The following is a 23,365-nucleotide window of genomic DNA, read 5'->3' on the forward strand; positions in this document are numbered from 1 at the left end:
GTGCTCTCGTGCACCCCGATCTCTCCGTTGACCTGTGCGGCCGTCTGCGCGACGCCTTCCTGAACGCCGGCTACACCGCGGACGGCGTCGTCGATGCTCTCGGCCCGCAGGCCCACGCCGCACTCGGCCGTGGCGAGCCCGAGCCCGCCCGCCGCGCCAGCAGGGACGCCGGGACGCTCGGCACGTTGATCCGTCTGTTCCTGCTGGGCGACCAGGAGCCTGAACAGGACGTCCGCAAGGCACTCGACGGAGTCGACATCGACGATGCCGTCACCAACGAGATCCTCACCAAGGACCTCAGGGCGGGCCTCGACGTGCGGCCGTACGAGGACAACTGGTGGGTCATCGCCGACCTCGACTCCGACCTGCGCGGCGGAGCGGTCCCCGAGGACCACGTGCTCGGCGTCGGCCATGCCTCCATCAGCCTCGCCCGCGCCACCAGGCGCACCCCGGTCGGCACGCTCCTCGACCTCGGCACCGGTTGCGGCGTCCAGGCTCTGCACGCCAGCAAGCACGCAGAACGCATCACCGCGACCGACCTGTCCGAGCGTGCGCTGAGGCTCGCGCAGGGCACGTTCCGCATCAACGACCTCGACGTCGAGACGCTGCGGGGCGAGTGGTTCGGCCCGGTCCGCAACCGGCGGTTCGACCAGGTCGTGTGCAACCCGCCGTTCGTCGTCGGCCCGCCGCGCGTCGACTACGTCTACCGCGACTCGGGCCTCGGCGGTGACGACGCGTCGGCGCTGGTCATCCGGCAGTTGCCGGCGTTCCTCAACGAAGGTGGCGTCGGCCAGCTGCTCGCGTCGTGGCTGCACCGCAAGGGCGAGGACTGGGCCGAGCGCGTCTCGGGCTGGCTGCCGCGCGGCGGGCTGGACGCGTGGTTCGTGCAACGCGACATCGCCGAGCCCGCCCTGTACGTCGGCACGTGGCTCAAGGACGCGGGGGTCGACCCGCGCAGCCCCGAGGGTCAGCAGAAGGCGGCAGCCTGGCTCGACTGGTTCGAGGAGAACCAGGTCGAAGGCGTCGGCTTCGGGTATGTGACGCTGCGGCGCACCGACGAGATGCACTCCGAGGTCGTGTGTGAAGACCTTCGCCACGCCTACGACGACCCGCTGGGTCCGGAGGCGGCGCGGTGGCTCGACAACGTCACGTGGCTGCGTGCGAACTCCGACCTGCTGAGTCAGCGGTTCCGGGTCGCGGACACCGTGCTGCTCGAAGAGGTGTCCGAGCCGAGCGACGAGGGCTGGCGCAAGGTCGTGGCACGGCTGCACCGCACCGACGGGCCCGGCTGGCAGCACGAGGTCGACGAGGCGACCGCGAAGCTAGTGGCCGGGTGCACGGGTGCGCTGCCGTTGGAAGACCTGCTCTCACTGCTCGAGTTCGCTTACGGAGAAATCGATGCAGAAGCGGCGTTGCCCATCGTGCGTGATCTCATCCGACACGGAATGTTGATTCCGGCGTGAAAGCTGTTGTGGCGCGCGTCACAGAGGCGAGCGTAGAAGTCGAAGGGGAGATCGTCGGCGCGATCGACGAACCCGGATTGCTGGTGCTGCTCGGCGTCCACCACGACGACACGGCCGAGCACGCCCGCAAAATGGCCCAGAAGCTGCACGGGCTGCGCATCCTCGACGACGAGCAGTCATGTGAGTCGACCGGTGCTCCGCTGCTGGTCGTCAGCCAGTTCACGCTCTACGGCGACACCCGCAAGGGCCGCCGCCCGTCCTGGACGGCGGCCGCGCGCCCCGAGCACGCGGAACCCTTGGTGAACGCCGTCGTGCAGGAACTACTCCAAAAGGGCGCGCGCGTCGAAACGGGACGATTCAGGGCGATGATGAAGGTACGGAGCGTGAACGACGGCCCGTTCACCGTGCTCGTCGAGGTCTGACTAAACGGTTCTCAGCCAATCCTCAGATTAGTCGCGCAACCGCTGTGACAGCGGTGACGTCTTCAGGTCAGGAAGTCGGGAACGAATTCGGAATCGTCTTCGTTACCCAGGTATCAGCCAGCTAGCGATGGGATCCCGAGCGGGCCCGCCGCAACCGGCAACCAGGGCGCAGCGCCGCGCCGCCTTGACCGCCACGCGCGACTGTCCTGACCGACAGCAGCGTCGCCCGCAGCAGGGGGAGGGAGATCCATGACCGTCACGAGGATCTCCGACCGTGAAGTCGGAGAGAACACGCCTGTCGTCGACCACGACCTCGACGCCCAGGGGCCAGCAGCCGATCTGGTTCGAGTCTACCTGAACGGAATCGGCAAGACCGCGCTGCTCACCGCCGAGGAGGAGGTGGAGCTCGCCAAGCGCATCGAGGCCGGTGTGTTCGCGCAGTACGTCATGGAGACGGCCAAGCGCCTCACGCCCACCCGCCGCGAAGAGCTGGGGGAGCTCGTCCGCGACGGCCGCCGCGCCAAGGACCACCTGCTCAAGGCCAACCTGCGCCTCGTCGTATCGCTCGCCAAGCGCTACACCGGCCGCGGCATGCCGCTGCTGGACCTGATCCAGGAAGGCAACCTGGGTCTGATCCGCGCGGTCGAGAAGTTCGACTACACCAAGGGCTTCAAGTTCTCGACCTACGCGACGTGGTGGATCCGTCAGGCCATCACCCGTGGCATGGCCGACCAGGGCCGCACCATCCGCCTCCCCGTCCACCTCGTCGAGCAGGTGAACAAGCTCGCGCGGATCAAGCGCGACCTGCACCAGACGCTCGGCCGCGAGGCGACGAACGAGGAGCTCGCGAAGGAGTCGGGCCTGTCCGTCGACAAGGTCGCCGACCTGCTCGACCACGCTCGTGACCCGGTATCGCTCGACATGCCGGTCGGCACCGAAGAGGACGCTCCCCTCGGTGACTTCATCGAGGACTCGGACGCCACCGACGCCGAGAGCGCCGTCATCTCCGGCCTGCTGCAGGACGACCTGCGCCGCGTGCTGGCGACCCTCGAACCGCGCGAGCAGGCTGTGATCCGGCTGCGCTACGGCCTCGAGGACGGTCAGCCCCGCACGCTGGACCAGATCGGCAAGCGGTTCGGGTTGTCGCGGGAGCGGGTGCGGCAGATCGAGCGCGAGGTCATGTCGAAGCTGCGGCAGGGCGAACGCGCCGCGAAGCTGCGTGCGTACGCCTCGTAGTCACGGTCAGGTTTCACCTGTCCGGCAGTATTGACTTGTGACTCAACTCACGGCACGGTCGGGCGTTACCAGAGCCACGCGACGCCCGTCGAGAGTCGGAAGTCGCACACGAAGGAAGGTCGGGGCAGCCGGGGGCTGCCCCGGCCTTCCGTGCTTTTGACCACGGTGGTCAGGGATCACATCAGAACGCCCGATTGATGGCGGTACGGTTTTCTGATCCGAACTGCACACCGTTGGAGTTGTGTACGCCGTGCCCACCACTTTCGAGTACACCGACGTCCTTCCGCTCGCGAAGGACACCGAGACCGAGTACCGCCTCGTCACGTCGGACGGGGTGAAGCTGATCGAGGCCGGTGACCGCAAGTTCCTCGAGATCGCGCCCGAGACGCTGACGTTGCTCGCGAAGGAAGCGATCCGTGACATCCAGCACCTGCTGCGTCCATCGCACCTCGCCCAGCTGCGCAAGATCATCGACGACCCGGAGGCGTCGGGCAACGACCGCTTCGTCGCGATGGACCTGCTGCGCAACGCCGCCATCTCGTCGGGCGGTGTGCTGCCGATGTGCCAGGACACCGGCACGGCGATCATCATGGGCAAGCGCTCGGAGACCGTCCTGACCGGCGGCAACGACGAGCAGGCCCTCGCCCGCGGCGTCTTCGAGGCCTACCAGGAGCTCAACCTGCGCTACTCGCAAATGGCGCCGGTGACGTTCTGGGACGAGAAGAACACCGGCACGAACCTGCCCGCACAGATCGAGGTCTTCCACAAGCCCGGCCAGGAGCCCGTGTACGAGTTCCTGTTCATGGCCAAGGGCGGCGGCAGCGCGAACAAGACGTTCCTCTACCAGGAGACCAAGGCGCTGCTGAACCCGAAGCGCCTCGCGTCGTTCCTCGACGAGAAGCTGCGCTCGCTCGGCACCGCGGCCTGCCCGCCGTACCACCTGGCGGTCGTCGTCGGCGGTCTGTCCGCAGAGCAGAACCTCAAGGTCGCGAAGCTCGCCTCGGCCCGATACCTGGACACCCTGCCCACCGAGGGCTCGCCGCTGGGCCACGCGTTCCGCGACACGGATCTCGAGCAGCAGGTCCTGGAACTGACCCGCAACTTCGGCATCGGCGCCCAGTTCGGCGGCAAGTACTTCTGCCACGATGTCCGCGTCATCCGGCTCCCCCGCCACGGTGCCTCCTGCCCGGTCGGCGTCGCCGTGTCGTGCTCGGCGGACCGCCAGGCCAAGGCCCGCATCACGCCCGAGGGCGTGTTCCTGGAGCAACTGGAGCGCGACCCGGCCCAGTTCCTGCCCGAGGTGCAGGGCGAGGACCTGTCCGACGAGGTCGTCCGCATCGACCTGACCCGCCCGATGTCGGAGATCCGCGAGGTCCTCACCAAGCTCCCGGTGAAGACCCGCGTCTCGCTGACCGGCCCGCTGGTCGTGGCCCGCGACATCGCGCACGCCAAGATCAAGGAACGTCTCGACGCCGGCGAGGAGATGCCGCAGTACCTCAAGGACCACCCGGTCTACTACGCGGGCCCGGCCAAGACCCCGGAGGGTTACGCCTCCGGATCGTTCGGCCCGACCACCGCCGGCCGCATGGACTCCTACGTCGAGCAGTTCCAGGCCGCGGGCGGCTCGCTGGTGATGCTCGCCAAGGGCAACCGCTCCAAGCAGGTCACCAACGCCTGCGCGTCGCACGGCGGCTTCTACCTGGGCTCGATCGGCGGCCCGGCGGCGCGCCTGGCCCAGGACTGCATCCGCAAGGTCGAGGTCCTCGAGTACCCCGAGCTCGGCATGGAAGCGGTGTGGAAGATCGAGGTCGAGGACTTCCCCGCCTTCGTCGTCGTCGATGACAAGGGCAACGACTTCTTCGCCGAGACGTCCGCTCCGACGCTGCAGATCAGCTTCCGCCGCTGACCACCGACACAGCCGGGCCAGCTGATATATCGGTTGGCTCGGCTGTCGCGTTTACGGGCCTTAGCAATGACTCTTTTGACGACGTCGTCAAAAGAGTCATTGCTAAGGAGCAGGTCAGCCAGGAGCCAGTCAAGAGCGGCTGGGGCGAGGTTCAGAACTGATATGTGGCCGTCGTGCGGGGTCAGCCGGAGTTCGGCGCCGGGAATGCGGGAGGCGAGCCACCGGCTGTGGGCGGCCGGGGCCGTACCGTCGCGGTCGCCGTGCAGCAGCAGGGTGGGCGCGCTGATGGACGCCGGGTCGAAACCCCACGGCGCGACGTGGGCGAGGTCGTCGTCGATCAGTGGACCTGGGCCGTTGGCCAGCGCGGGTTCGACGACCTGATGTCCAGCGCGTCGGCGATATGCGATATATCGGCTGCTGCCGACGTCAGCGTCCGGTCAGGCACCGCGGTCGACGTACCGTAGCCGGGGCGGTCGTAGGAGAACCAGCGCACGCCCGGACGGAACAGCGGTTTCCGGTGGCAGGCCGAGGGTGGGCGTGCCGTGGTGCCAGAACACCGGCACACCGTCCCCTACGTCGTACACGTGCAGTACGCGAGCCCCCAGGCGGAGATCCATATATCAGCCGGTCTCCTCGCGGGACTCCAGGACCAGGCGGCGGTTGCCGAGGGGCGCGGACAGGCGCACGGTCAGCGGTACCTGGCGGATCTCCTGGGTGCACACCATGCCCGGAGGCTGCTTGGTGATCGTGATCAGCGTGATCTGCACGAGATCGGCGGACTGGCCGGACACCTCCGCACGTGCCTCCTTGCAGCCGCCGCCCATGCCGAAGACTTCGATGTCACGACCGTCGCCGAAGACGTAGACCTCGTCGCGGTAGGTGTCTGACAACGATGTCGTGTCGACCTTCTCCTTGGGCACCGGCGTCACGTTGGGCGGCACGACCGGCTTCTCCTCCGAGATCGAGACCGGTGGCTGGACCGGAGCGCTCGGGTTCGTGCCGGATGAAGCGGTGGAGCCGGGCGTGGACGTGCCCGTCGTGGGAACGCCGCTGGACGAGCCGGGCGCGCCGGACTGCGTGCCGGACGAGCACCCGGCGAGCACGGCGACGAGAGCAACGGCAGCGACGACGTGTCTCATGCGCACCATCCTTGCAAACCAGGCCAAGGGGCCAGATGAAGAAGATGCCCGGCCGGCGGGGCAGAAGCCGACCGGGCACCGTGGGGAGGAGGGTCTACTTCTGCTCCTGCCGCGACGTCAGCGCTACAGTCCGCTCACCAAGGGGCTCCGCGAGCTTCACCGTCAGCGGTGGGAAGCGGATGTCCATCGTGCACGCCTGCTTGCTCAGCGGGAGTGTCTCGACGAGCTCGATCTTCACCACTGATGCCGACTGCTCCAGCACGGACGCGCTGACCTTTCCGCACCCGCCCTCCTGGGCGATGACACCGACGGTCTTCCCGTCGTCCTGTGTCCACACCGTCCGGGGGTACTCCGACGACAAAGCGTTGGTGTCCAGCTTTGTCACCGGTTTGCCGTCCGGCGGGATCTCTCCAGGTGCGATACCCGGTGGCACCCCAGGAGAAGACTCAGAGGAAGAGGTGGCGGTCGGCAACGTCGGACCGCCACCTGCCCCAGTGCCTGCGTTGTGCGCACTGCCGCAAGCGGAAACCACCAGCAGCAGGACGCCAGTGCCAACTACGGTTCCAATGTGCCTCATGGTCAGAGGACGGAACCGCGCTCACAACGGGTTGCAGTGAGTTCGCTTCACAGTTACCGGCTGACCGCCGCGACCGCCTCGCGCAGCGCCTCCAGGCGAGCGGCCGACGCCAAGCCACCGTGGTAGAGGTGGAACTCCTCCACCCCGGCGTCGAGATAGGCCAGCCACTCCTTCGACAGCGCCGCGCCATCGGCGGGCTTCGGCGGCAACCCCAGCACGTAGGCCGCGATCCGCGTGTCCGGAGCAGCCGCGCGAAGTGCCTCGATCCCCGGCACCGCTGCCTCAGGACCAGGCCAGCACATCGTGGTCAGCACGTCGACGTCCGCGCCCACACCACCGGCAACGGTCGCGAACGGCCCGGTGCCCCAGGGATCTGCTGTCACGTGCATACCGATCCGAGCCGAAGGCGCTGCGGCACGAATCTCACCGACCAGCTTCTGCCGCAACGAACGCACGATCCCGGTGCGCACGGCCTGAACGTCTTCCGCGAGCGCGCCCAGCGCTTCCTCAACAGTGGGCGCGCCGCGATCGACACCGGCCCGAACCGCTGCGCGCAGGGCATCCGGGTCGGCGTACAGGGCGGTGCACGCAGAGCAGAAGCACAACGACAACAGCTTCTGCTGCACCGGATTCCAGTCCGTGCCATCGGTCTTCTCGTGGTGACCGCCGTGGGAGAACCCGAGCGGCCCGCACGCCTCCAGGATGATCCCGTCCGGCGCACCGAGCTCCAGCACCTCGGACACCAGCACAGACGTGTACTCGACGACGTCGGGCTGGGCAGTGCACAGCGCGTACGGGTACCGATCTCCGAACGCGTTCACGACCGTCACGTCCGGGTGCAGATCTCCCAGGCGCGAGTTGTGCGTCAGCACGGTCCACGCGTACACCGGAAGTCCAGCCGCACGAACCAGAGCAGCCGCTTCACCGAAGGAGTTCGGACCGTCCATCCAGGACGGCTCGGCGGGAACGAGCCGGCCGAAGTTCGCCGCACGGACCGGCAGGTAGAACGCCGCGTGCCGCGCGTCGACCAGGCGGTGCCGCGGATGCAACGGAGTCGCCGCCCGAACGGTGTGGTACGACGCGGCGAGAGCGATCGCGTCCACCCCGAGACCCTGGTATCGCGCAACGGCTTCAGGGTCTCCGATCAGGTCCCACGGGTAAGCGTGGACAACCGACTTCACCACCGGGGACGCTTCCTCTCGTAGCTCGGGTCGAACTTCTGCATGTAACCCGTGTCGTCACGCGAGGTGATGCCACACCGAACGTAGTTCTCCGCCAGACGCGCCAACGCGTCGCGGTCCAGCGACACACCGAGACCCGGCGTGGTCGGCACTGGCACCGCACCATCCACAAAGGACAGAACGCCCGGCTCCACAACCTCGTCGGCCGCGTTCCACGGGTAGTGCGTGTCGCAGGCGTAGCTCAGGTTCGGCGTCGCGGCGGCCAGATGCGTCATCGCGGCCAGCGAAATCCCCAGGTGGGAGTTCGAGTGCATCGACAGCCCGATGCCGAACGTCTGGCAGATCATGCCGAGCTGACGCGACCGCTGCAGACCGCCCCAGTAGTGGTGGTCGGACAGGAGCACCTGCACAGCGTCCTGCTCCACGGACGGCTTGAGGTGCTCGAACGCGACCACGCACATGTTGGTGGCCAACGGCATCGGCGCCTTCGCGGCCACCTCGGCCATCCCGGAGATCTCCGGCGTCGGGTCCTCCAGGTACTCCAGCACGCCGTCCAGTTCCGCCGCGACCTTCAGCGACGTCGCGACCGACCAGGCCGCATTGGGGTCCAGCCGCAGCGGATGTTCCGGGAACGCCTCGCGCAACGCGCGGATCGCCTCGATCTCCTGCTCCGGGGGAAAAACGCCGCCCTTGAGCTTGATCGAGCCGACGCCGTACTCGGAGATCATCTTGGTCGCCTGCGCCACGATGCCGGCGGGGTCGACCGCCTCGCCCCACTCGTCCGGCTCGGCGCCGGGGTGGCCGTCCCACTTGTAGAACAGGTAGGCGGAGTACGGCACCGCGGAACGAACCGCGCCGCCCAGCAGGTCGTGCACCGGACGTCCCAGCGCCTTGCCCTGGATGTCCAGGCACGCGACCTCGAACGGCGAGTAGACGCGGTCGACCGTGCTCTCCGCGGTGATGTTCCCGGTGAGCCCGTGCTTGTCCAGCCCGGTCCTGCCACCGAGAACAGCGGCGACTCGCGCGTGCATCTCGTTCAGCGCGAAGACATCGAGGCCGATCAATGAGTCCACAACGGACCGCGAGCGCTCGAGGTGCCCGAGGTCGCCGTAGGTCTCCCCCAGCCCGGAGATGCCTTCGTCGGTGTGCACTTCGACGATCGTGCGCAGCGCCCAGGGCTCGTGCACGCCGGCCGCGTTGAGCAGCGGCGGGTCGCGGAACGCGATCGGTGTCAGGACGATCTCGGTGATCTTCATGCCAGCAGAGCCTTGCCCGCGGCGATGATCTTGTCCAGTGCGGCGAGGTGCTCGTCCGTCGGGTCGATCAAAGGAGGACGCACGCCACCGACGTCGAGACCGTTCGCACGCACGGCGGCCTTCACCAGGGCTACCGCGTAGCCGGGAACCTTGTCCCGCAGCTCGACCAGCGGCTTGTAGAACTCGAGCAGGAAGCGGTTCACCAGCTCGGAGTCTCCCACCTGCACGGCGTTGTAGAAGCCGATCGAGATCTCCGGCGCGAAGCAGAACACCGCCGACGAGTACAGCTCGACGCCGATCCCCCGGTACGCGAGCTGGGTCATCTCCGCGGTCGGCAAGCCGTTGAAGAACTGGAACGGCTTGTCCACGCTCGCACGCACCGACAACACGATGCGCTGCATCTGGTCGAGATCGCCGATGCCGTCCTTGAAGCCCACCACGTTCGGGATTCGCGCGACCTCGACGGCGGTCTCCGGCGTGAACCGCGCGTTGTTGCGCTGGTACACGATGATCGGCAGCTCGGTGGCGCCCGCGACCTCGGCCACGTACCGCACGAGGCCTGCCGCCGGGTTGGTCACCAGGTACGGAGGCAGCAGCAGGATGCCCTGCGCGCCAGCGCGTTCCGCCGCCTGGACGAACTGCTTGGTCGCGACGACCGAGCCGCCCGCCCCGGCGAACACCGGCACCTTGCCCGCGGTCGCCTCGACCGCGACGGCCACCGCACGCTCGAACTCCTCCAGCCCCAACGCGTGGAACTCGCCGGTGCCGCAGGCGACGAACACCGCGCCCGGCCCGGCGGAGACACCGTGCTTGACGTGCTCAGCCAGCACGTCGAACGCGATGTTGCCCTCGGTGTCGAACGGGGTCACCGGAAAGAACAGCACACCATCGAGTTGCATACCAGACACTCATCCCTTGATCGCTCCGGTGGTGATCCCACGCAGGAAGGACTTCTGCAGCGACAGGTACACGATCAGGCTCGGCACCAGCGCCAGCAACGCTCCGGCCAGCACGATGCCCGTCCCGACCTGGTCGTCGGATCTGAGGGCGAGAAGCGCGACCGTGAGCGTGTAATCGGAGGGGTCAGCGGCGACGATCAGGGGGAGCAGGTACTGCTCCCAGATCATGTTGAAGCCGAACACGGCGATGACACCGAGTGCGGGCCTGCACAGGGGGAGGATGATCTGCGCGAACAGCCGCAGCTCCCCGGCACCGTCCACTTTGGCCGCTTCCTCGAGTTCGGCGGGGATCTCCCTCATGAACTCCGTCATGACGAAGATGGAGAAACCCCACGCCCCCAGGGGAAGGATGACACCGAGCAGGGTGCCCTTGAGACTCACGTGCACCAGCGGAAGGTCTCCGATCACCAGCGACAGCGGGATCGCGATGACCTCCTCCGGCAACATCATCGTGGCAAGGATGACCAGCAACGCGATGGCCTGCCCGCGGAACTTCTTGCGCGCCAACGCGTAGGCGGCGAACACGCTCACCGCCAGCTGCAACAGCAGGGCACCACCGGCGATGACCAGAGAGTTCGCCAGGTAGTGCCAGATCTTGTTCTCGCCCGCCACGTGGAAGTTGATCAGCGACGGGTGGTCGGGGATGACCGACAGCTGGGTCGGGTCCGGGTTGTGGTCGAACGCACCGGAGAAGATGACCAGCAGCGGCCCGCAGAAAAGGATTACAGCGAGGCCGCTCAGAACGACCCGGATGCCCTTGCCGACCCACGCGTCCGGGCGGGTGGACCAGCCGATGGCGCTGTCGAAGCGGCTCGAGTTGACGCTCACCGCGCCTCCTTCCTTCGGCGGTACCACTGCACGCTGACCGTCAGAATCAAGGTAACCAGGAACAACAGCACGGAACCAGCCGACGCGAGGCCGGCTTCCGACTGTTCGAACGCCGTCGTGTAGACGCGCGTCATCCAGACGTCGGTCGATCCCGCGGGACCGCCGCCGGTCAGGACGTAGACCTCGGTGAAGACGCGCAGGCCGCGGATCGCCGCGAGCGTCAGGAGAATCGTGACCACGGGCCGCAACGCCGGCAGCGTGACGTTCCAGATACGTTGCGGCGTCGAGGCCCCGTCGATGGCGGCGGCCTCGTACTGCTGACGGTCGATCCCGGCCAGCCCGGCGAGGATCAGCACCATGTCGTACGGCGCGTGCTTCCAGATGCCGACGAACATCACGGACACGAGCGAGGTGTCCGTGTCGTGGATGTACTCCCACGGCCCGAGGCCGACCCAGGAGATGATCTCGTTGAGGAAGCCTTCCGGTGCCGGGTAGAAGAACAGCCGCCAGATCTCGCCGATGACGGCGGTCGCCGCGACCACGGGCAGGAACACCGCGGACCGCACGAACCACAGCGACTTGGCGTGGCCTTCCAGCAGCAGGGCCAGGAAGAAGCCGATGAGCATCGCTCCGAGCGTCTGCCCACCGGCCAGGACCAGGGTGTGCCACGAAGCCGTCAGGAACTTCTCGTCCTGCAGGATCGTGGCGTAGTTCTTGAAGCCGACGAAGATGTCGCCGAGGAAGGGCCGGACCTCGAACAGCGAGAGCCGGATTCCCTCCGCCATCGGGATGAACTTGAAGACCAGGAAGATCAGCGCGGCGGGAAGCAGGAACAGCCACGGGACGAAGCTGGCTCCCGTGAGGCGGCGCCGGCGGCGCCGCCTCACGGGGTGGGTTTCGACGGCACCGCCGCCACTAGCCGTCGAGCCCACGTCTCGGGTGTCGCTGACCGGTTGAACTGCGGTCACTGCGACGCCTTCTGGTTCTCGAGTTCCTTCTTCAGCGCCTCCGCCAGCGTCTTAAGCTCGGCCGAGGAGTCAGCGGGGCACTTCGCGAAGATCGAGTTCAGGGTCTCCGAGGTCTTCTGCCGGAAGGGCGTGAAGTTCGGAACGCTCGGGAACGGCCGCGCCTCGCTCTTATACACGCCCGCCACGGTCGCCCACCGCGGGTCGTTGTACGTCGCGTTGACGTCGACGTTCTTGTTGACGGGAAGGCGGACCACCGGCTGGGGGTCGCCCTTCATGCCGGCCTGCTGCGCCTCCGGCGTGATCAGGTACTCGGCGAGCTTCTTCTGGTCGGCGGCCTTCGCGGAGCCGGCCATCAGGTAGATGTCCTCGCCCTCACCGAGCACCGTGGCACCGGCCGGGCCGCGCGGCGACGCGATGACCTCGTACTTGTCCTTGCCGACCGACTTGTCGAAGCGGCCGATCATGTACGGGCCGGTCAGGTAGATGCCGCTCTTGCCCGACTCGAACAGCGGGTGGGCGTCGTTCGTGCTCAACGTGAGCGAGCCCGGCTGCACGACCTTGTCCTCGCAGAAGAGCTTGCGCAGCCGTTCGACCGCCTTGGTCGACTCCGGCGAGTCGATGCCGACGGAGAACTTGCCGTTGCCCTCTTCCTCGAGGATGTCGCCGCCGCCCTGCCAGATGTAGCTGGAGGCCCACCACGCGAGGTAGCCGCGGTCGACCGTGCCCGGCACGAGCATGCCGTACGTGTCGTTCTGCCCGTTGCCGTCAGGGTCGTTCTTGGTGAAGGCCCGCGCGAGGTCGTCGAGCTCCTCCCACGTCGTGGGGACGGGCTTGCCGAGCTTCTCGCGCCAGTCCTTGCGGATCAGCGTGACCATCGCCTGCGTCGAGTACGGGATGGCGTAGAACTTGCCGTCCGCGCCCTTGCCGTTGTTCCAGGCCCTGTCGACGATGTCGCCGCCGCCCGCGACGTCCTCGCGCTTGATCTCGGTCGTCCAGCCCTGCTTGACGAAGTTGCCGAGCGAGCCGGTGTCGGTGATGACGACATCCGGGAGGTCCTTGGACGCGGCGCGCTGCTGCACCTGCTTGTCGAAGTCGTTGAAGATCGGCTTGTAGTCGACCTGCACACCGGTCTTCTCGGTGAAGGACTTGAAGATCTTCTCGTAGACCTTCGCGGTCGCCTCCGTCGAGCGGGTCCACACCTCGAGGGGCTTGTTCGGGTCCTTGTTCGATGCGGCCGGAGTGGAACTTCCACAGCCCGTGAGCAGGGCAGCCACGCTGAGCATGGCGATTGTTGTGGCGGTTCTACGGCGCATCGTTGCAGCCCTTCGTTTTCACGTATGTGAACCGGGGTCGTACTTGTGAACCTGGTGCAGGACTGTAAGAATCAGCACAGCAACGTGTCAAGGGCAAGTTGCTTACCGGTTTCCAGAAACGGGCCGAGGAGGCCAAGTGGCGTCGCCGATCGACAAGGGCACGGCTCGTCCGGGCGCGGTCAAGTCCGCGGACCGAACGGTGGAGCTACTGGAAGTGCTCTCCGCCTCAGACCGCAGGCTGACGCTGACCGAGCTGCACCGCGAGCTCAGCTACCCCAAGTCCAGCCTGTACATGCTGCTGCAGACGCTCGTCGCGCGCGGCTGGGTGGAGGTCGACTCGGACCGCGGCACGTACGGCATCGGCGTGCGCGCACTACTCGTCGGTACGTCCTATTTGGACCACGACCCTGTGGTGCGCGCGGCGATCCGCGTGATGGAGCAGGTGCGGCAGGAGATCAACGAGACCGTGCACCTTGCCCGTTTGGACGGCGCCGACGTCGTCTACCTGGCGAGCCGCGAGTCCGAGCACCACCTGCGCGTGGTGTCCCGTGTCGGCCGCCGGTTGCCCGCGCACTCCACGTCGCTGGGCAAGGCGGTGCTCTCGACCCGCACGCCGGAGGAGGTCGACATGATCCTTCCCGACGTACTGGCCCCCCTGACCCCCAACACCGTGACCGACCGGGCGGCGTTGCACGAGCAGCTCGCCGGGTTCCGCAACGTCGGCTACGCCCACGAACGCGAGGAGAACACGCCGGGGCTCGGCTGTTTCGCGGTGGCGTTGCCTTATCGGAACCCTGTTCTGGACGCTATGAGTTGTTCGGTCCCCCTGGGCAGACTGGACCCCGAGCACGAGCGGCAGGTCGTGGCCGCTCTGCTGGACGCTGCCCGGACGATCACGGAGCTCCTCCGCCAGTTCGGGCGCTGACCCGAGGTTTGCCGAGTACCTGCACATGACGGAGGGGTCCAACCCGTGACCGCACGCATCCTGATCACCGGCGCCGGTGGTGGGGTGGGAACGCTCATGCGTTCTCGCCTCGCGGCGGAAGGCCGCGTCCTGCGGCTGCTGGACATCGCGGAGCTACCCGCGGCCGCCGACGGCGAGAACGTCGAGCTCGTTCAGGCGTCTGTGACCGACATGGCCGCGATGGAAGCGGCGATGAAGGACGTCGACGCCGTGATCCACCTCGGCGGCCACAGCCTCGAGGAGGCGTGGGAGAAGATCCTCAAGGTCAATATCGACGGCACGCACACGGTGCTGGAAGCCGCGCGGCGCCAGGGAGTTCGCCGGGTGATCCTGGCCAGCTCCAACCACGCCGTCGGGTACGTCGAACGCGCCAACGGCGAGGCCGGTGACTACCTCTTTCCACGCCCGGACACCTACTACGGTGTGTCGAAGGTGGCGCTGGAGGCGTTGGGGTCGCTGTACGCCGACCGCTACGGCATGGACGTGATCGCGATCCGCATCGGCTCGTGCTTCGAGAAGCCGCGGGACGTGCGGATGCTGTCGACGTGGATGTCGCCTGACGACGGCGCGCGTCTGTTCGAGGCGTGTCTTTCCGTTGCGTCACCGGGGTTCCGGATCGTATGGGGCGTTTCGGACAACAAGCGCGGCTGGTTCTCGCTCGACGAGGCCCGCGCGCTGGGTTACGAGCCGCAGGACGACTCCGAGGTGTACGCCGCCGAGGTGCTCGAGAAGCACGGCGGCGAGCTCGATCCCTCGTCGTACGCGGCGAAGTACGTGGGCGGGGCCTGGTGCGGTCCCGATTTCGACACGGCAGTCAAGGAGGCAGGGCGTTGAGCCACGTCGTTCAGGGATACAACCCGCGCACCGGTGAGCCGTTCGGCGAGCCTGTTGCGAAGACCCCCGACAGCGAGGTGGACCGGATCGCCTCCGCGGCGGCAGTCGCGTTCTCCGCCTGGTCGGCGGTTCCGGCGGCGGATCGCGCTGTGGTGCTGGAGAAGGTCGCGGACGCCCTGGACTCGGAGTCCTCGTTGCTGGTGGAGACCGCGGACGGCGAGACGGCGCTGGGTGTGCCGCGGCTGACGACGGAACTGAAGCGCACGACGAACCAGCTGCGGCTGTTCGCGGAGGTGTTGCGCGAGGGCAGCTACGTCGAGGCCACTTTGGACTCGGCGAACCCGGACATCATTCCGCCGCGTCCCGTGCTGCGGCGCGTTCTCCGTCCACTCGGGACGGTCGCGGTGTTCTCCGCGTCGAACTTCCCGTTCGCGTTCTCGGTGGCCGGTGGTGACACGGCTTCCGCTTTGGCGTCCGGTTGTCCCGTTGTGGTGAAGGCGCATTCGGCACACCCGTCGACGTCGCGCGAGACCGCTCGGGTCGTCGTGGACGCGCTGCGGGACGCCGGTGCGCCCGAGGGCGTGTTCGGCATCGTGTACGGCACCGAGGCCGGTGTGGCCCTGGTGAAGCACCCGGCGGTGCGTGCCGTCGGCTTCACCGGGTCGACCGGTGGTGGCCGGGCGCTGTTCGACCTGGCGCAGGGCCGGCCGGACCCGATCCCGTTCTACGGCGAGCTGGGCAGCGTGAACCCGACCGTGATCCTGCCGGGTGCGGCGGAACGTGAGGACATCGCCGCCGGGTTCGCGCAGTCGCTGACGATGGGCGTGGGCCAGTTCTGCACGAACCCCGGCCTGGTGTTCGCGCCGGAGTCGATCGTGCCCGCGCTGGGCGAGGCGGTCGCGGCATCGTCCGGTGGCGCGATGCTGAACGAGCGGATGTGCGACTCCTACAAGTCGGGCACGGACGCGCTCGCGGCGTCGGACCTCGTCTCGGTGGTGTCGACCGGTGTGCGCCCGGACGAGGCGTGGGCGGTCGCGCCGCTGCTGTTCAGCACGCCGGTGAAGACGTTCGAGGAGAACCTCGAGAAGCTGACCGAGGAGCACTTCGGTCCCGCGGCGCTGATCGTGACGTACTCGTCGCCGTCCGAGCTGCACTCGGTACTGGCGAAGCTGCCGGGCACCCTGACCGGCACGGTGCACGCGGCCGACTCGGACCACGCGGAGGCCGCGCAGATCGCGGAGATCCTGCGGCACGTCGCGGGTCGGCTGATCTTCAACGCCTGGCCGACCGGTGTCGCGGTGGCGTGGGGTCAGCACCACGGTGGCCCGTGGCCGGCGACGACGAACCCGCTGCACACGTCGGTGGGCGCGACGTCGATCCGCCGCTGGATCGCCCCGGTGACGTACCAGTCGTGGCCGGACGCGTTGCTGCCCGCCGAGCTGCAGGACGCGAACCCGCTGGGGATTCCGCGCCGGGTGGACGGCGTGCTGGGCGTGCACTGATCGTGTTGTGCCGAGCGGGGTTGCCGGCGTCGGCAACCCCGCTTTTGCTTGACCTTGGAGTGCACTCACAGGTTTAACGTGGGATGCATGAGAGTCGCCGAGCTCGCACGTCAGGTCGGGGTCCGGCCCGACACGGTCCGGTACTACGAGCGCGCCGGGTTGCTCGCACCGCCGCCGCGCACGTCGTCGGGGTACCGGCAGTACCCGAAGTCGGCCGCCGACCGGATCCGCTTCATCCGCGACTGTCAGCGCCTCGGCCTGACGTTGCGCGAGATCTCGTCGTTGCTCGCCGTGCGCGACACCGGCGAGTGCCCGTGCGAACCGGCCGAGCTGCTCCTCCAGCGCCACATCGCCGAGATCGACGCGGAGATGGCACGGCTCGCGCGACTCCGTTCGGACCTGGTGGACATGGTCGAGACCGACTGTCCACCGTGGTGCCCGCCAGAGGGGAGGTGACCGGGATGGAGGACGACTGCTGCATCGGTTGCGACTGCTGCTGACTGGGGATTGATTAGGCAGTCAGCACCAATCCGGCGAGGCGCCCGCCGGATTCGTGTCGGAAACATGTCATCAGTCCAACATCAGCCCGATGTTTCATCGAATTCGACAGCTCCATTCGCGACTCGCCGGGGCAAGATGGTTGTTGCACGGCGACGTCCAGGGGAGCGGTACATGACCGACCTGCGTTTCGCATGGCTCGAGATCACCGGTAAATGCCAGCTGAGCTGCACGCACTGCTACGCGGACTCGGGACCGCGCGGCACACATGGCGCGATGAGAACACGGGATTGGTCACGAGCCATCTCCCAGCTCGCCGAACTCGGCGTGCAATCGGTACAGTTCATCGGCGGCGAACCGACATTGCATCCCGATTTGCCGTCATTGGTGGACCACACCCTCGATGCCGGACTTTCGGTCGAGATCTTCACGAATCTCGTCGACATCGGCCCGCGCCTGTGGGACACCTTCTCCCGCCCCGGTGTGCGCCTGGCGACCAGCTACTACTCGGACACCGCGTCCCAGCATGACGCCGTCACGCGCCGCCGGGGCAGCCACGCCCGCACCCAGGCCAACATCGTCGAGGCCCGAACCCGCGACATCCCACTGCGCGCCGGTGTCATCGATGTCAGCTCGTCCACCTTCATCGGCCAGCAACGAACCCGCGCCGCCCGTGACGAACTCTCCCGACTCGGCGTCTCCCACGTCGGCTCCGATCGCCTGCGCGGCGTCGGCCGGGGCGCAGCCTCTTCACCTTCGCCGGACGAGCTGTGCGGCCGGTGCGGCCACGGCGCCGTGGCCATCTCCGCTACGGGCGAAGTCTGGCCGTGCGTGTTCGCCCGCTGGATCTCGCTGGGCAATATATTGGATACGGATCTATCGGTGATCCTGTCGAAGGTGGCCGCGGCCACCCCGGCCTCGGGCTCGTCCTGCTGGCCCCAAGGCGGCGGCTCGTGCGCCCCGAACGACCCACCACGCGCTTAGCCGCTCTTGACCCTTTCGGCGATGACGTGCGCACACTCGATTGCCTCGGTACGCGTCGTGTCGACGTCGACGTCGTAGCTCATCCCCCGATGCACCAGCTCGGCCTGCACGGCCGCCATCCCGGAAACCCGATCCCCGCGCGCAAGCTCCCGTCCTGCCGCCACGGCAGCGTCACACCGCACGCCGACCCACAACACCTCAAGCCCGTCGAGCACCTTCTCCCACCGCTGCCGTGACTCGATCCCGCCAAGGAACACGTCGTCCACGATGACCCGCGCCCCCGCGTGCACCATCGCGGCAACGCCCTGCATCCACGCGTCCTCGAGCAGCCGGAACTCCGCCCCGATGGTGATCTCTCCACCTTCCGTGAACCCGATCCCGTCAGCGCCGAGCTGCAACCGCGGCGGCATCACGTCGATCAACGTGTCGACCCCGATCGCCAGCCACGCCTCGGACAACACGGCCTGCAGACACCGCGCGATCCCCGACTTGCCGGAGCTGGAACCACCGTTGAGAACGATCACCCGCACACTCGACGCCACGCCCGGAACGTACCCCGCCCCACCGGCCCCTCACGCCTCATTTCCCCTGCCGCCCTCGCCGTCGTCCCGCTACCCAACGCGAACCCGAACCGCCCTAGCAATGACTCTCTTGCGGACGTCGTCAAAAGACTCATTGCTAGGCCACAGCTCAGGGCGCTCGCACCACTGATATATCGCAGCGCCAGTCCGCCGGATGCAAAAGACGTTTGCGGGCGTCGTCAAAAGAGTCATTGCAAAGGTCAACAACAGGAGCCGGACGGTGGCGTGCGAGGGCAGGTCAGCCCAGCCGGACGTCGCGCAGTGTGGTGGCGCACCGGCGTAGCTGGGCGAGCACCGGGCCGTCGGTGTTCGGGTGATCGCAAGCCCAACAGATCGGGCGATGGTGTCGGCGACCTGGGCGACCGTCCGGTGGTCGGTCGCGATGTGCTCGCCGAACTCCGGTTCCCGGAGCGGGTCAAGCAGTGGTCGATCCGGTCGACGGCCCCAGCCCTCACGTTTCAGGCCGGGCCACATCCCGCGGTTGCGCAGCCGCCTCAGCACGGTGACGGGCTCGGCCATCAGCGCGAAGTGGTGCACCTGTGGCCGTCGTCGCGCAGCCTGCCGACGATGTCCGCGAAGTAGCCGGAGTCGACCAATGTAATGGGCACGATGATCGGTGTCGTGCCCGCGCAACGCCAGGTCCAGCATCGAGTGCACGCCGTGCCGCCAGGCCGGGAGGTCCTGGAAGTCACCGCGCAGGGCCGGCGGCAGCATCCGGTGCAGTCCGAACCCGACGTGTTCGGGATCGGACTCGACACTGCCGGCCAGGCGCCGGTGAAGTTCGAAGGCCGTCGCGGTCTTCCCGCCACCAAACGGGCCGTTGATCCAGATCAGCACTGCGCCGACACTAGCGACGGGCGGCGCCTGCCCGCCGTTCCTCCGCCAGTTCCCGCTGGTAGCCGAGGAAGTCGACCTCCAGCGTGTGCCGCTTCGACTTCACGTACCGGCCCCGCAGCGACGCCCGGTAAGCGGTGATCTCCGCCTTCATCTCCGGCACCGGCGGCAGCACCGCGCGACCGGACACGAGGTCGGCGATCCATTCGGCCTGGGCCTCCGCCAGCGGCATGATCGCCCCGAGCGGCTGGATCAACCCGAGGAAGTACAGCCCGGGATGCGCAGGGTCGACGACCCGCCGGTACAGGGCCACCTCGTTGTCCGGCGACGACACCGCGGAGAACTCGGCCGGGTCCAGGAACGGGAAGTCGACCTTGTATCCGGTGCAGTAGACGATGACGTCGACGTCCTCGCGACTGCCATCAGCGAAAACGACCCCGGATCCGTCCAGGCGGGCGAGGTTCGGCTTCACCGTGATGTCGCCGTGCCCGAGCCGGGTCAGCAGGTCGTCGGACACCGTCGGGTGCGCGGCCAGGATCCCGTGCGAGGGCTCGGGCAACCCGTAGTCGGAGAGCTTGCCGCGGGCCAGCCGCAGCATCGCGCGCAGAGACAGCGCCTGCAGCCATGCGGGCGCGAACCGGGCGAGCGGCGAGGTCGTCAGGTGATCGGTGGGCATCCCGAACAGGTATTTCGGCATGATGTGCGCCCCGCGCCGCATCGCCAGAAACGTCCGGGCCGAGACACGGGACGACTCGACAGCGATGTCGCATGCAGAATTCCCGATGCCGAGAACCAGCACCTTCTTGTCGGCGAAACGCTCCGGCGTCTTGTAGAAGTGCGCGTGCAGCTCCTCCCCGTCGAACGATCCGGGAAACGCGGGTTCCGGCATCCTTGGCGACCAGTGGTGCCCGTTCGCGACGATTACTGAACGATAAGTTCCCGCAATCTCCTCTCCCGTGTCGCGATCGCGAGTCGTGACCGAATAGCCGCCCGGTGCGACAGAAACCGAGACGACTTCGGTCCGGAATCGGATGCGGTCGCGGAATCCGTGGTGCTTCACGAAGTCGTCGAAGTACTCGGCGATCTGGAAGTGCGAGGGGTAGGCCGGAAGGTGCGCGGGCATCGGGAAGGACCTGAACTCCATCATCTGCCGCGAGGTGTTGATGTGGAGCGACCGATAGGCGGAGGACATGCCGTTGTCGTTGAGGTAACGCCAGTTGCCGCCGACCTCGGATCCGGTCTCGAAGCAGTCGTACTCGATGCCGCGGGCGCTGAGCACCTGACATGCGGCGATGCCCGAAGAGCCTGCTCCGATGACGCACACGCGGTCCATGACCCTGAAGTATTTTCACGTTCAAACCGGCTGTCAATCACCCGATGCACGGACCGAAAACCGGACGAAATTGTCAGACCGGGACGACATGATGCCCGCATGACAGACGCGATCGTGGCCGAAGGCCTGGTCAAACGCTACGGGTCGGTCGTCGCACTCAACGGCCTGGACCTCACCGTCCCCGAAGGCACCATCATGGGTCTGCTCGGCCCCAACGGAGCAGGCAAGACGACAGCGGTGCGGGTGTTCACCACCCTGCTCGACGCCGACGAGGGATCAGCGCGTGTCGCCGGCCTCGACGTCCGCACGCAGGCAGACGCACTCCGCAGGCGCATCGGTCTATCCGGCCAGTACGCCGCGGTCGACGACAACCTCACGGGGTTCGAGAACCTCGACATGGTCGGCCGCCTCTACCACCTCGGGCGCGCCAGGAGCCGCGACCGCGCCCGCGAGCTGCTCGAACGGTTCGACCTCGTGGACGCCGCAGACCGCCCCGTGAAGGGATACTCCGGCGGCATGCGCCGCCGGCTCGACCTCGCCGGCGCGCTCGTCGCGAAACCGAGCGTCCTGTTCCTCGACGAACCCACGACCGGCCTCGATCCGAGGTCGCGCCTCGGCATGTGGGACGTGATCGAGGAGCTCGTCAAAGGCGGCACCACTCTCCTGCTCACCACCCAGTACCTCGAGGAGGCCGACCGCCTCGCCGACCAGATCGCCGTCATCGACCACGGGAAGGTGATCGCCGAAGGCACGGCCGACCAGCTCAAGGACCAGGTCGGCGGCGAACGCCTCGAACTCTCCTTCGCCACTTCCGCTGAGCTCACCACGGCGAGGTCAGCGCTCGCCGACCTCGCCGTCGGCCCGATGGAGTCCGACGAACGCCAGCACCACCTCACCGTGCCGGTCGCGGGCGGGTCCGCGGTGTTGATGGAGGCGATCCGGCGCATGGACGCCGAGTCGGTCAAGGTCCTCGACGTCGGTCTGCGCCGGCCGACGCTCGACGACGTGTTCCTGACACTGACCGGTCACCACGCCGAGGGAGAGGACGAGAAGTGAAGCTGCTGCAAGCACTCGCCGACGGCTCGGTCGTCGCCAAGCGCAACCTCATCAAGATCAAGCGCGTGCCGGACCTGCTGGTGTTCTCCACCGCTGCGCCGATCATGTTCGTGCTGCTGTTCGCCTACGTCTTCGGCGGCTCGATCGAGATCCCCGGCATGGACTACCGCGAGTTCCTGATGGCAGGAATCTTCGCGCAGACAGTGCTGTTCGGCGCCACCATCACCGGCAGCGGTCTCGCCGAGGACATCACGAAGGGCATCATCGACAGGTTCCGCTCGCTGCCGATGGCGCGCTCGGCCGTCCTGATCGGCCGCACCACGTCCGACCTGGTGAACAACGCGCTGGTCATCGTCATCATGATGATCACCGGCCTGATCGTCGGCTGGCGCATCCACTCCTCGCCGCTCGAGGCCCTCGCCGCGGTCGGGATCCTGCTGCTGTTCGCCTACGCGTTCTCGTGGGCGATGGCGTGGATCGGGTTGCTGGTGCGCAGTCCCGAGGTGTTCAACAACGCCAGCTTCATCTTCATCTTCCCCATCACCTACATCGCGAACACGTTCGTGCAGTCGGAGAGGCTGCCGTCGGTGCTGCGGCACATCGCGGAGTGGAACCCCGTGTCGGCGGTGACACTGGCCGCTCGCGAGCTCTTCGGCAACACTTCTCCGCTGCAAACGCCCCCGGACGTCTGGCCGCTGCAGCACCCCGTGCTCGCGTCACTCGGCTGGGTGGTGATCTTCCTGCTGATCTTCGTGCCGCTGGCCAACTACCAGTACAAACGCGCTGTGGCCCGCTGAACGGAATTGGGCGTGCCCCATGAAGCCACGACCAATACGTTGTGCCACATGCGAAAGCTTCTCGTGGCAGTCACGTCGGTACTGGCGATCACGGTCTCCACGGGTACGGCGACGGGCGCGCCGCTGCCGTACCCGGAGATCTTCGCGACCAACAACACCGCGATCATCACCGACCCCAACGACCCGCGGCTGAAGGACAGGCTGGTCGAGTTCGACCGCGAGGTCCGCGGCATCGTGCTCGCCAACGGCGGCGTCACCACCCGCTCCACGCTGCTCGACGGCGTGTTCTGGTCGAGCGATCTGCAGCAGACGACGTTCGAGCGCTCCCGCAAGTTCGACGTCACGCTCAACGAGGAAAGCCTGCGCCACACGGCTTCGACGATCGGCAAGCAGTTCAGGCAGGAGTCGGTGCTGACGTTCCGTTTCCTGCCCGCGAACTCGCCGAAGGTCGACGCCGTTCAGGTGGAGGTCGACGGCATCACCGCGCAACAGGTTCGGGACGGCCTCGTCAAGGACGCGGTCGCGCGCGAGAAGCTCGGCGGCGGCAGCGTCACGTTGCGGAACAAGGCGATCCTCATCGCGAACGTCAACGACCTGCCGACGGTACGCACGTTCGTCACGAACCTCGGCGGCGACATGAGCAAGGCCACGGTGCGCAAGGGTGCCTTGGAGTTCGTGAGCGCTGAAGCCGCTCGTGAAACTCCTTTGTGGATAACGCAAAGCGCCGCCTAACC

General features: G+C 67.5%; 24 protein-coding genes. 13 read left to right on the top strand and 11 right to left on the bottom strand.

Annotated elements, in window-relative coordinates:
- Nucleotides 1-8: 8 nt before the first annotated feature.
- The 5 genes from JOD27_RS28555 to JOD27_RS28575 all read left to right on the top strand — a co-directional run bounded on the left by JOD27_RS28555 (nt 9) and on the right by JOD27_RS28575 (nt 5,491).
- A complete protein-coding gene (locus JOD27_RS28555; RefSeq protein ID WP_307830370.1) occupies nt 9-1,463 on the top strand; it encodes a DUF7782 domain-containing protein in 1,455 nt (484 codons plus the stop codon).
- Nucleotides 1,460-1,885: a D-aminoacyl-tRNA deacylase gene (gene dtd / locus JOD27_RS28560; protein WP_204765386.1), complete on the top strand. Its 426-nt coding sequence runs from the start codon at nt 1,460-1,462 to the stop codon at nt 1,883-1,885. Before JOD27_RS28555 ends, dtd begins: the two co-directional genes overlap by 4 nt.
- 249 nt (nt 1,886-2,134) lie before the next feature.
- A complete protein-coding gene (locus tag JOD27_RS28565; protein WP_204765387.1) occupies nt 2,135-3,121 on the top strand; it encodes a sigma-70 family RNA polymerase sigma factor in 987 nt (328 codons plus the stop codon).
- Nucleotides 3,122-3,362: 241 nt separating this feature from the next.
- Nucleotides 3,363-5,027, top strand: a complete 1,665-nt coding sequence (locus JOD27_RS28570; protein ID WP_372441753.1) for a fumarate hydratase — start codon at nt 3,363-3,365, stop codon at nt 5,025-5,027.
- 164 nt (nt 5,028-5,191) lie between these two features.
- Nucleotides 5,192-5,491 carry a hypothetical protein gene (locus JOD27_RS28575; RefSeq protein WP_204765388.1) on the top strand — a complete coding sequence of 100 codons (300 nt, stop codon included), beginning with the start codon at nt 5,192-5,194 and terminating at the stop codon, nt 5,489-5,491.
- Nucleotides 5,492-5,647: 156 nt separating this feature from the next.
- Here the strand turns inward: JOD27_RS28575 and JOD27_RS28580 are convergent, their stop codons facing one another.
- The 8 genes from JOD27_RS28580 to JOD27_RS28615 all read right to left on the bottom strand — a co-directional run bounded on the left by JOD27_RS28580 (nt 5,648) and on the right by JOD27_RS28615 (nt 13,218).
- Nucleotides 5,648-6,166: a hypothetical protein gene (locus JOD27_RS28580; RefSeq protein ID WP_204765389.1), complete on the bottom strand. Its 519-nt coding sequence runs from the start codon at nt 6,164-6,166 to the stop codon at nt 5,648-5,650.
- 94 nt (nt 6,167-6,260) lie between these two features.
- Nucleotides 6,261-6,551: a hypothetical protein gene (locus JOD27_RS45315; RefSeq protein WP_239569361.1), complete on the bottom strand. Its 291-nt coding sequence runs from the start codon at nt 6,549-6,551 to the stop codon at nt 6,261-6,263.
- 245 nt (nt 6,552-6,796) lie between these two features.
- Nucleotides 6,797-7,846, bottom strand: coding sequence for a hypothetical protein (locus JOD27_RS28590; protein ID WP_307830371.1), 1,050 nt, complete (start codon nt 7,844-7,846; stop codon nt 6,797-6,799).
- 74 nt (nt 7,847-7,920) lie between these two features.
- A complete protein-coding gene (locus JOD27_RS28595) occupies nt 7,921-9,180 on the bottom strand; it encodes a glucarate dehydratase family protein (RefSeq protein WP_204765392.1) in 1,260 nt (419 codons plus the stop codon).
- A complete protein-coding gene (locus JOD27_RS28600; protein ID WP_204765393.1) occupies nt 9,177-10,079 on the bottom strand; it encodes a 5-dehydro-4-deoxyglucarate dehydratase in 903 nt (300 codons plus the stop codon). The genes JOD27_RS28595 and JOD27_RS28600 overlap by 4 nt, the downstream gene beginning before the upstream one ends.
- A gap of 9 nt (nt 10,080-10,088) precedes the next feature.
- Nucleotides 10,089-10,967: a carbohydrate ABC transporter permease gene (locus JOD27_RS45320; protein ID WP_307830372.1), complete on the bottom strand. Its 879-nt coding sequence runs from the start codon at nt 10,965-10,967 to the stop codon at nt 10,089-10,091.
- Nucleotides 10,964-11,854 carry a carbohydrate ABC transporter permease gene (locus tag JOD27_RS28610; RefSeq protein WP_204765394.1) on the bottom strand — a complete coding sequence of 297 codons (891 nt, stop codon included), beginning with the start codon at nt 11,852-11,854 and terminating at the stop codon, nt 10,964-10,966. The genes JOD27_RS45320 and JOD27_RS28610 overlap by 4 nt, the downstream gene beginning before the upstream one ends.
- Before the next feature lie 77 nt (nt 11,855-11,931).
- Nucleotides 11,932-13,218 (bottom strand): ABC transporter substrate-binding protein, encoded by a 1,287-nt coding sequence (locus tag JOD27_RS28615; protein ID WP_204765395.1) that lies wholly within the window; start codon nt 13,216-13,218, stop codon nt 11,932-11,934.
- A gap of 166 nt (nt 13,219-13,384) precedes the next feature.
- Between JOD27_RS28615 and JOD27_RS46840 the strand changes: the two genes are divergently transcribed.
- The 5 genes from JOD27_RS46840 (at nt 13,385) to JOD27_RS28640 (ending at nt 18,030) form a co-directional block, all read left to right on the top strand.
- Nucleotides 13,385-14,173: an IclR family transcriptional regulator gene (locus tag JOD27_RS46840; RefSeq protein WP_307830373.1), complete on the top strand. Its 789-nt coding sequence runs from the start codon at nt 13,385-13,387 to the stop codon at nt 14,171-14,173.
- 45 nt (nt 14,174-14,218) lie between these two features.
- Nucleotides 14,219-15,046: an NAD-dependent epimerase/dehydratase family protein gene (locus JOD27_RS28625; protein WP_204765396.1), complete on the top strand. Its 828-nt coding sequence runs from the start codon at nt 14,219-14,221 to the stop codon at nt 15,044-15,046.
- On the top strand, nt 15,043-16,548 hold the full coding sequence (locus JOD27_RS28630; protein ID WP_204765397.1) for an aldehyde dehydrogenase (NADP(+)): 1,506 nt from the start codon (nt 15,043-15,045) through the stop codon (nt 16,546-16,548). Before JOD27_RS28625 ends, JOD27_RS28630 begins: the two co-directional genes overlap by 4 nt.
- An 87-nt stretch (nt 16,549-16,635) precedes the next feature.
- Complete coding sequence (locus JOD27_RS28635) at nt 16,636-17,004, top strand: heavy metal-responsive transcriptional regulator (RefSeq protein WP_204765398.1); 369 nt, start codon at nt 16,636-16,638, stop codon at nt 17,002-17,004.
- A 216-nt stretch (nt 17,005-17,220) separates the two neighbouring features.
- Nucleotides 17,221-18,030: a radical SAM/SPASM domain-containing protein gene (locus JOD27_RS28640; protein WP_204765399.1), complete on the top strand. Its 810-nt coding sequence runs from the start codon at nt 17,221-17,223 to the stop codon at nt 18,028-18,030.
- Here JOD27_RS28640 and cpt read toward each other — a convergent pair.
- From cpt to JOD27_RS28655, 3 genes are all read right to left on the bottom strand, one after another.
- A complete protein-coding gene (gene cpt, locus JOD27_RS28645) occupies nt 18,027-18,572 on the bottom strand; it encodes a chloramphenicol phosphotransferase CPT (RefSeq protein WP_307830374.1) in 546 nt (181 codons plus the stop codon). The two genes, JOD27_RS28640 and cpt, sit on opposite strands and share 4 nt — an antisense overlap.
- 69 nt (nt 18,573-18,641) lie before the next feature.
- Nucleotides 18,642-19,448, bottom strand: a complete 807-nt coding sequence (locus JOD27_RS28650; protein WP_239569363.1) for an AAA family ATPase — start codon at nt 19,446-19,448, stop codon at nt 18,642-18,644.
- A gap of 10 nt (nt 19,449-19,458) precedes the next feature.
- The gene (locus JOD27_RS28655) at nt 19,459-20,778 is read right to left on the bottom strand and encodes an NAD(P)-binding domain-containing protein (protein WP_204765400.1); all 1,320 of its coding nucleotides are present in this window, start codon (nt 20,776-20,778) and stop codon (nt 19,459-19,461) included.
- 99 nt (nt 20,779-20,877) lie between these two features.
- Here JOD27_RS28655 and JOD27_RS28660 point away from each other — a divergent pair, with 99 nt between their 5' ends.
- Genes JOD27_RS28660 through JOD27_RS28670 form a run of 3 tightly spaced genes read left to right on the top strand, consistent with a single transcriptional unit; the run spans nt 20,878 to nt 23,363 of the window.
- Nucleotides 20,878-21,834, top strand: coding sequence for an ATP-binding cassette domain-containing protein (locus JOD27_RS28660; protein WP_204765401.1), 957 nt, complete (start codon nt 20,878-20,880; stop codon nt 21,832-21,834).
- Entirely contained in the window at nt 21,831-22,631 is an 801-nt protein-coding gene (locus JOD27_RS28665; protein WP_204765402.1) for an ABC transporter permease, read from the top strand. The genes JOD27_RS28660 and JOD27_RS28665 overlap by 4 nt, the downstream gene beginning before the upstream one ends.
- A 48-nt stretch (nt 22,632-22,679) precedes the next feature.
- On the top strand, nt 22,680-23,363 hold the full coding sequence (locus tag JOD27_RS28670; protein WP_204765403.1) for a hypothetical protein: 684 nt from the start codon (nt 22,680-22,682) through the stop codon (nt 23,361-23,363).
- Nucleotides 23,364-23,365 lie beyond the last annotated feature (2 nt).

Source organism: Lentzea nigeriaca (assembly GCF_016907955.1).
Classification (GTDB): Bacteria; Actinomycetota; Actinomycetes; order Mycobacteriales; family Pseudonocardiaceae; genus Lentzea; species Lentzea nigeriaca.